The 8,226-nt window shown below is 57.2% G+C and carries 8 protein-coding genes; 5 read left to right on the top strand and 3 right to left on the bottom strand.

All coding sequences use genetic code 11. The annotated features are described in order from the left end of the window. The coding region (locus ACKVOS_RS12155; RefSeq protein ID WP_409212266.1) for a transcriptional regulator at positions 1–309 on the bottom strand (309 nt) is incomplete at its 3' end. A gap of 112 nt (positions 310–421) precedes the next feature. Between ACKVOS_RS12155 and ACKVOS_RS12150 the strand changes: the two genes are divergently transcribed. Both ACKVOS_RS12150 and ACKVOS_RS12145 read left to right on the top strand, forming a co-directional pair. Further along, a complete protein-coding gene (locus tag ACKVOS_RS12150; RefSeq protein ID WP_409212265.1) occupies positions 422–985 on the top strand; it encodes a hypothetical protein in 564 nt (187 codons plus the stop codon). A gap of 198 nt (positions 986–1,183) precedes the next feature. Further along, a complete protein-coding gene (locus ACKVOS_RS12145; RefSeq protein ID WP_409212264.1) occupies positions 1,184–2,443 on the top strand; it encodes a tetratricopeptide repeat protein in 1,260 nt (419 codons plus the stop codon). A 39-nt stretch (positions 2,444–2,482) separates the two neighbouring features. Here the strand turns inward: ACKVOS_RS12145 and tadA are convergent, their stop codons facing one another. Then, positions 2,483–2,938, bottom strand: a complete 456-nt coding sequence (gene tadA, locus ACKVOS_RS12140; RefSeq protein WP_409212263.1) for a tRNA adenosine(34) deaminase TadA — start codon at positions 2,936–2,938, stop codon at positions 2,483–2,485. Positions 2,939–3,070: 132 nt separating this feature from the next. On the opposite strand from tadA, the gene rpmB reads away from it, so the two are divergent. Next, a complete protein-coding gene (gene rpmB, locus ACKVOS_RS12135; RefSeq protein WP_409212262.1) occupies positions 3,071–3,361 on the top strand; it encodes a 50S ribosomal protein L28 in 291 nt (96 codons plus the stop codon). Between the two features lie 21 nt (positions 3,362–3,382). Here rpmB and ACKVOS_RS12130 read toward each other — a convergent pair whose 3' ends face one another. Next, positions 3,383–4,414, bottom strand: a complete 1,032-nt coding sequence (locus tag ACKVOS_RS12130; RefSeq protein ID WP_409212261.1) for an esterase-like activity of phytase family protein — start codon at positions 4,412–4,414, stop codon at positions 3,383–3,385. Positions 4,415–4,580: 166 nt separating this feature from the next. Between ACKVOS_RS12130 and ACKVOS_RS12125 the strand changes: the two genes are divergently transcribed. Both ACKVOS_RS12125 and ACKVOS_RS12120 read left to right on the top strand, forming a co-directional pair. Then, positions 4,581–4,952: a glycine zipper 2TM domain-containing protein gene (locus ACKVOS_RS12125; RefSeq protein ID WP_409212268.1), complete on the top strand. Its 372-nt coding sequence runs from the start codon at positions 4,581–4,583 to the stop codon at positions 4,950–4,952. Between the two features lie 155 nt (positions 4,953–5,107). Further along, positions 5,108–8,077, top strand: coding sequence for an L-glutamate gamma-semialdehyde dehydrogenase (locus ACKVOS_RS12120; RefSeq protein ID WP_409212260.1), 2,970 nt, complete (start codon positions 5,108–5,110; stop codon positions 8,075–8,077). Positions 8,078–8,226: the final 149 nt, after the last annotated feature.

Below are 8,226 nucleotides of genomic sequence, written 5' to 3'. Positions count from 1 at the left end.
CACGTCGGCAATGAAGCGATATCCGTATTTGGGAACAGTCTCGATAAATCGCGGACGGGCGGCATCGTCCCCCAACGTCCGCCGCAGCGCCTTGATACATTGGGTCAGCGCTTCATCGGTCACCGGCACACCGTGCCAGACATCTTCCAGAAAGCGCTCTTTGGACACCAGCTTCCCCGGCGCGCCGACCAGCAAGGCCAACGCGTCGAGATAACGTCCGCTCAACTCCACCTGCGCCCCGTCACGCACTAGCAGTCTGTTTTCCGGATCCAGCCGGAAATCATCAAAATATAGGCTTGCCCCGTCCATTTTTCACCAATTGCTCATGGCCCCATCATGCCGTTCACCCCCTAGTCTGCCAATGCTGCGCGGACAATCACCAAACGGTGCAAAAATTTTCAGCAAATGGGGCAAAAATTTGATGAACAACATTGGCTTTGGGGAAGCTGGATCGCAACATATTCCTATCTGGCGGATTTTGGGCTGGGGCAGCGCGGCTGGGTTGCTCCTGATACCGCTGGTGGCGATGCAGTTTTCCCGGGAAGTGCAGTGGGACGGAGCCGATTTCATCATTGCCACAGCCATAATCGGCATCACCGGCGCTTTGGCGGAATTGAACGTCCTCATCACCTCTAACCTGTTTTCCCGCGCAGGCGGATTTTTTGCGATTCTCGCCGGTTCTCTGGTCTTTTGGTCAAGCCTCGCCATTGGCATGATCGGCCACGAAGGCAATAGCGTAAACCTGCTGTTCGGCCTTGTCCTGTTGATCGCGATTGTCGGCGCCTGGCTCTCCGGCCTTCACCGCAACATCCTCCCTCTTGCGATGCTCTCCGCCGGAACGGTTCAATGCTCGATCGGCTTCCTTGCCGGAATAATGGGTAGTGATTTTAGGGGCGGGGTGTTTACGGTTTTGCTCGCCAAATTGTGGTGGATCGCCAGCCTGTTGTTCGCATTCGCGGCCAAACATCGCGGACCCTCCGATTAGGGGGTGTCCTATTTTGCGGGGAGTCCGTTTGGCGTTTTTTGTCGCTAGAAGGAATAAGGCAAAAAGGAAGAAGGCGTTGCGCGTTCTTTAGGGAGGGGTGCGATATGTTTCTGTTGTCTATGCAAAAGCCGCGTTAATATAAAGACCATTCTACACCGTTTAACTTTACAATATTATAAGCTCGTGCTATGTAGGCTTATGATATTGTTCGCTTTCCTTTTGGTTGCCGCCACTCCTAATTCGACAATTACGGTCAGTCCCGACGACCCAACGGCTCAATTTAAGGGTGACGGTACCGCCTTGCAATTTGATCCGACCTGTCGCGATTATACGGTCGATACGTTGCCTTCAAACCCAGATTGTGCTGCACGTGTGGCGAATGGCGAGGCCGCTCCTTCATTGGCAATCGCTGCAACAACGTTGTTTTCCTTACCTGCAAAGAGCAACGACGCAGTTAGATTGCTGGAGCGCTCAGCGGCTGTATCTGACAACCCTGCCGTTCATTATATGCTAGGGTCCATTCTTGGAATGGCCGAGAGCGTTCAGCCTAATTATGCATTGGCAGTTCAGCATCTCGGAATCGCGGCTGACCGCGGTAATCCGGCGGCGGCGGATCTTCTTGCTAGCTTAATGATCCAAGGTAAAGGAGCGCCGCGCGATGTGCCTCGCGCAATAAAACTTTACGAGAAGGCGGCGGCAAACGGCTTTCCTAGTGCAGCAATCAGTCTGGGCAAGATCTATTTGGCTGGCAAAGTTGCGCCGAAAGACGAAGCGCGAGGACTGGCTTGGCTTGATGCTGCAGCATCCGTTAATGTCCGCTCGGCAGCTCAACTTGCAGCGTTGGGTCGAGGGCAGGACAGGATAAACAATTTTCAGCTTATTCCGTCTCCCGATCCGGCAAAAGTTAAAGCGGTTCGTTATGGCACGTTTGACAATCCCGATATTCCTCCGAATTTTGGGTTCGACCTTGCTTTTCAAGCCGTTTATAATGCGCCTTACGATGATCTGACCACATTAGAGTGGTTAGAGAAAAACTCGACAAATTTGCCCACGCCTTATCTTTATGAACTTTCACGGCGGCTAGCGGCTCGAGATTCTGCTCGGAGTCTGACGACTTATCTGGTCGCGCGAGCAAGAATGACTTATGATGCCAGCCGTTGCACTGACTCCGCCAGCTTGGAAAGCATCCGGGCATGGGATATGCTTGTGCTTCGTGATCTGCGATTTCTTGTCGCAACGGGAAGACCTTCTCGTGCGATTGTAGAGGTTGCATTGGCGGAGGAAGAAAAGTTGCCGCTTGATACGCAGCCTTGGTGGGTTTGCAGATCTGGTATGGCTGAAATGAATAACGCAATGAACGATAAGGTAAGCCCGTTGCGCCTGAAGCCAGCTAGCTTGTGGATCGAGCTTCGAAATGCCGCACGCGCTCAATTATCTACAATTGCCGCCACTCCCTAAACTCAGTGACTTAAGCTTGTGACGGGAAGTGAAGCGTTCCTACCGCCGCTCCGCAAAAAACGCTTTTAGCAACGCTGCTGCTTCGTCGGCGGCTATTCCGGCATAAATCTCTGGCCGGTGATGCACGGTGGGCTGGTCGAACAGGCGGGGGCCGTGGGTGACGGCTCCGCCTTTGGGGTCGTCGGCACCATAATAGAGGCGGGCGATGCGGGCGTGGGCGATGGCGCCGGCGCACATGGCGCAGGGTTCAAGCGTGACCCACAGCTCGCATCCGGTCAGCCGGTCGTTGCCCAGCACTGCTGCTGCCTCACGCAGGGCAATGATTTCGGCGTGGGCGGTGGGATCGTGGCTTTCCAATGGACGGTTTGCGCCGCGCCCGATGATTTGGCCGTCCTTGACCACGATGGCGCCCACGGGTACTTCGCCGGATGCGGCAGCCAAACGCGCGAGGACGAGCGCTTCTTCCATCATTTCGCGGGCTTTGGGCAGGGACATGGCCTTGCGCTACCCGACAATGGCGCATTTGGCTATATCTGCGACTTGACCTTTTTCGCTTGGAAGGTTAGGGGCAGCGACTTTCGCGGGTCAGTGATTCCGCATACACTCATTTTATACAGGATATACATCATGGCGCGCATCTGCGAACTCACCGGTAAGGGCCGTTTGGTCGGCAACAATGTGAGCCACGCCAACAACAAGACAAAGCGCACGTTTCTGCCGAATCTGCAGAATGTGACCTTGTTGTCCGACGCGTTGGAACAAGGTTACAAGTTCAAGGTGTCGACCCATGGGCTGCGTTCGGTGGAACATGTTGGCGGTCTTGATAACTGGTTGCTGAAAACTTCGGATGAAAAACTTTCGACCAATGCGCGCAAGGTGAAGAAAGAAATCGCCAAGAAACAAAAAGTCGCTGCGTAAATTCTGGCGCTAAACCAGCGCCTAGTTCAGAGATTCAAAACCGGGGGCGGGTAACGCCTCCGGTTTTTTGTTGCCTCCGCGTTCCGATAGCCGGAACTTCATGAGGATCGTACGTTGCAAGATATTGAAATTACTGTCTGAAATAAGCCAGATAAGCGTGTCTTTGCCCGCCTGCTTTACTGCAATGCCTTCCATATTGTCGACCAGCAAGGGTGCCGATAAGGTCGCAATTATTTGGCTGTTCCAGTTGACATTTTGGGTCAGATCCGGCGGCGATGCGATGCCCAGCTTTGCGGAAAATCCACTTGGTACGCCAACCGAGCGGTGCAGCAGCATGATCCTGCCGTCGGGCAATTGGATACCGTCTGTCGCCCGGTAGCCGGTAGGTGGGCGATAACGGAATTCAGTTTTTATCGAGCCGGGTTCGACGGGGTCGCCGGAAAACAAAAGTGCCTGATGCGTATCGTCGTCTTCAAGGCTTTCCGAAATGATGACGAAACGGCCATCTTTCATGCGGATCATTGTTTCTGCGCCCTTGTTTCGGGGCCAAAGCTTCATTTCTTTTGGACGGACTTCGCCGTCGAGTCGGGCAAAGGAGCGGGAAAAGCGCCGGATGGCGTGTTTGGCTTCGTAGCTGATCCAGAATTGGCCACTCTGTGCGTCGAATGTTATGCCTTCGCTATCCCTGTCGAGATAGCTGCTGCCGGGTTGATTGGACCCGGGCAATGGCGCGATGAAAGGCCTGTCGATTCGATCATCATTGGTCAGGCCAAAGCCGATCAACGTGCCTGCATCGCTTATTCCAATGAAGCGATCATCGGGCAATGCGGCCAGTCCTGATATGCCGCCGAAATCCTCATTCGGGCTTTCCAATTCCCATGCGGATAAGAAAATAAGCTCGCCCAGACGACGTTGGCCATGATGGGCGGGATCCAGTTGTAGCGGCTTAATACCGATAAACTGGCTGTGGTTGGGCTGGATGATGCGGATACCACCGACAGCGAGTATCGCAAGCAACAGGAGCAGGATCAGACGCGGCAATTTCAGAACCATGCAACCTCAGTCTTGTTAATCTTAAAAGGCGTAAACATGAACGAATGATAACAAACACATTCAGATTACGGTAAAACAGACTGCTCCATAGCAGCATTGTTGGGAAAACAAATTGCCCCCTGTCCCCGAAACGGGTGGGCAAACAGCAAACTGGAGAATAGCCATGATGAAATTTCGTAAAAGCATTGGAACCCTGGTTCTTGCCGCAACTGCCATCACAGGTTTTGCCGCAGTTCCCGCACAGGCAGATCGCGGATATGACGATGATTATTACAGCAATGATGACCGTTATGATCGCTATGATCGCTATGAACGCCGGAATAATCGTCGTGGTGATCGCTATTACCGCAGCAATGCACGTTGCGACAAGGGTACAGGTGGCACGATTATAGGTGCCGTAGCCGGAGGTTTGCTCGGCAACGAAGTCGCCCGTCGCGGAAACAAGACCGAAGGCAGCATCATCGGAGCAGCCGTCGGCGCACTGGCGGGGCGCGCAATCGACAAATCCGACAGCAATTGCCGCCGTCGCTATCGCTAATTCAGCCATTTCGCTCTGCGGCATCCCTGAACCTTCTCTGCCGCAGAGCGGAAACCATACCCTTCGAGGGGGAGGCCAGCATCGGAGACGGTGCTGGCCTTTTTTCGTTACAACTGAAACTTGTCTGGCATCATAATATCCGGCAAAGCGGCGGTATGACCTCATCGCTCGACTCCGCACGCACAGCCATCCGTCCGTTTTACCGTATGCCGGAGCCTGAGGTGCTGGCACCGCTGGTGGCCGCTTCCCAAATGGAGGGCGGGGATCGCGATGCGATTGTGGCGATCGCGCGCGACCTGTTGCAGGATTTGCGTGCGGCGCAGTCGGACGGTTGGGTGAACCAGTTCCTGCAGGAATATCGGCTGGGGACGGAAGAGGGGACGGCTCTATTGTCGCTGGCCGAGGCGTTTTTGCGGGTGCCTGATCCGGAGACTGCCGACCTGCTGATCGCCGACAAGCTGACTGATGCCGACTGGCGCGGGCATAAGGGCCAATCGTCAAGCCTGCTCGTCAACAGCGCGACCTGGGGGTTGGTGCTGGGCAAGGCGGTGCTAGGCGACAGCAACAGCAGCCTGAAGCGCCTGATCGCGCGTGCGGGCGAGCCCTTTGTGCGGCAGGCCGTGGGCGCCGCGATGCGGTTGATGGGGCAGGTCTTTGTCATGGGCCGGACCATCGACGAAGCCATGAAGCGCATGGATGCCAAGGAAAACCGCGGCTTTACCGCCAGCTTCGACATGCTGGGCGAAGCCGCGCGGACCCGCGCCGATGCCGAGCGCTATTTCGAAGCCTATGCCAACGCCATCGCCTCGGTCGGGCAGAATGCGGCGCGCGGGCACAGCGTTTCGGTGAAGCTGTCGGCGCTGCACCCCCGCTATGAAACGGCGCAGGCGGCGACCTGTGTGCCCGAACTTGCCTTTATGGTGCGCGAACTCGCGTCCAAGGCAGCCTCGCTCGGCGTTCAGTTGACCATTGACGCCGAAGAGGCGGCGCGGCTGGAGATGAGCCTTAATATCATCGAACGCGTTGCGCGCGATCCTGCGCTGAACGGCTGGAACGGGCTGGGCATGGCGGTGCAGGCCTATTCCAAGCGCGCGCGGCCGACCATATCGTGGGCCAATGCGCTAGGCGCGGAAACGCGCCGGATCATGCAGGTGCGGCTTGTGAAGGGCGCCTATTGGGACAGCGAGATCAAGCATGCGCAGGAACGCGGGCTCAGCGATTTCCCGCTCTTCACACGCAAGCCTGCGACCGACGTGTCCTACCTTGCCTGCGCCCGCGATATGTTTGACGCCGCGCACATCCGCCCCGCGCTGGCGAGCCACAACGCGCTGACCATCGCGACCATACTGCATTGGGCGGGCAACCGGCGTGATTTTGAATTCCAGCGGCTGCACGGCATGGGCGAGGGGCTGTTCGAGCGATTGGTGCAGGAGGAGGGCTATCATTGCCGGACCTATGCCCCCGTTGGCGGCCACCGTGACCTGCTCGCCTATCTCGTCCGCCGCTTGCTGGAAAATGGCGCAAACAGCAGCTTTGTCCATCAGTTGGCCGACCAATCGGTCAGCGAAGAGGAACTGCTCGCCGATCCGGTTGAAAAGGTCATGGCGGTCGGCGGCACGCGCCACCCCGCCATCGCCTTGCCCGCAGACCTGTTCCAACCGGAGCGCGTGAACAGCCGAGGCGTCGATCTGGACGATGCCGCCATTTTGGCCTCAACCGCAGCCGAAATCGCCATCCCCGCCAAGCTTGCCATAGCCGCAGGTCACGGCCTGCAAGAGGCCGTCAGCCGCGCCTTGGCCGCATATCCGGCATGGTCGTCGACATCGCTCTACACCCGTGCCGAATGTCTGGACCGTCTGGCCGATCTGCTGGAGGAAAACCGGGGCAAGTTGATGGCGCTTGCGGTGCAGGAGGCGAAGAAAACCATCCCCGATGCGCTATCCGAAGTGCGCGAGGCCATCGATTTCTGCCGCTATTATTCCGCGCGCGCCATTGCCGATCTGGTGCCGGTGGAACTGCCCGGGCCGACGGGCGAACGCAATATCTTGCGCCATGAAGGGCGCGGTGTCTGGGTTGCCATCGCCCCGTGGAACTTCCCGCTCGCTATCTTTTTGGGACAAGTCGCCGCCGCTTTGGTGGCCGGCAATGCGGTGGTTGCAAAGCCCGCGCCGCAAACGCCCGCCATCGCCGCCTTTGCCGTTTCGCTCGCGCATCAGGCCGGTGTTCCGGCAGACGCGCTGCAATTGGTGACCGGCGCAGGTGATGTCGGCGCGCAGCTGACGTCTGACACCCGCATTTGCGGCGTGGTGTTCACAGGATCAGTCCCTACCGCCAAGGCCATCGCCCGCAATCTCTTGCTCGACGACGCCCGCCCGCTGGTACCGCTGATCGCCGAAACCGGCGGTTTGAATGCGATGATCGTCGATTCCACCGCTCTGTCCGAACAGGTCGTGCGTGATGTTATCATTTCGGGTTTCCAATCCGCAGGACAGCGCTGCTCCGCTCTTCGCTTGCTGTTGTTGCAGGAAGATATTGCGGATCATACGCTCGAAATGCTGCGCGGTGCGATGGATTGCCTGAATGTCGGTGATCCGTCCGATCCTGCGACCGACATTGGCCCTGTCATTGACCAGGCATCCTATGACAAGCTGATGGCCTATCGCCAAAGCGTGAAAGACCGCATTTTCCAAAGTGTTGCCGTCCCGGCCAAGGGCCTGTTTGTTCCGCCAACGGTTATCCGGCTGGATGACCTCGACCAGTTGCAAAATGAATGGTTCGGCCCGCTGGTCCATGTCGCGACCTGGAAAGCGGGAACGCTCGACGCAACGGTGCAGCGCGTAAATGCCAAGGGCTTTGGCCTGACCATGGGCCTGCACAGCCGTATCGCGCGTAGCAGCGAGGCGGTCGAACAGATGGCGCGGGTCGGCAACCTCTATATCAACCGTTCGATGATTGGCGCAGTTGTGGGCAGCCAGCCCTTTGGCGGGGAAGGGCTATCGGGCACCGGGCCCAAAGCGGGCGGTCCGCATTATCTCTACCGTTTCTGCGCCGAACGCACGACCAGCACGGACACGACAAGTGCCGGCGGAAATGCGTCGCTGCTGTCTTTGGAGGACGAGGTTTAGGGAAGCAAATTCTCCGGTAAACCCTCACCGTCACCCTGAACTTGTTTCAGGGTCCATTTGTTCGTTCTTCTCTATGGTGTCTGGGCAAGCCAAATGGTTACGCCCGAGTAGGTTTTAACTTAAACCATGGATGCGGCTGCACGATGGAC

Source organism: Sphingorhabdus sp. (genome assembly GCF_046154385.1).
Taxonomy (GTDB): Bacteria; Pseudomonadota; Alphaproteobacteria; order Sphingomonadales; family Sphingomonadaceae; genus Sphingorhabdus_B.
This window is presented reverse-complemented; position numbering and strand designations above follow the sequence as displayed.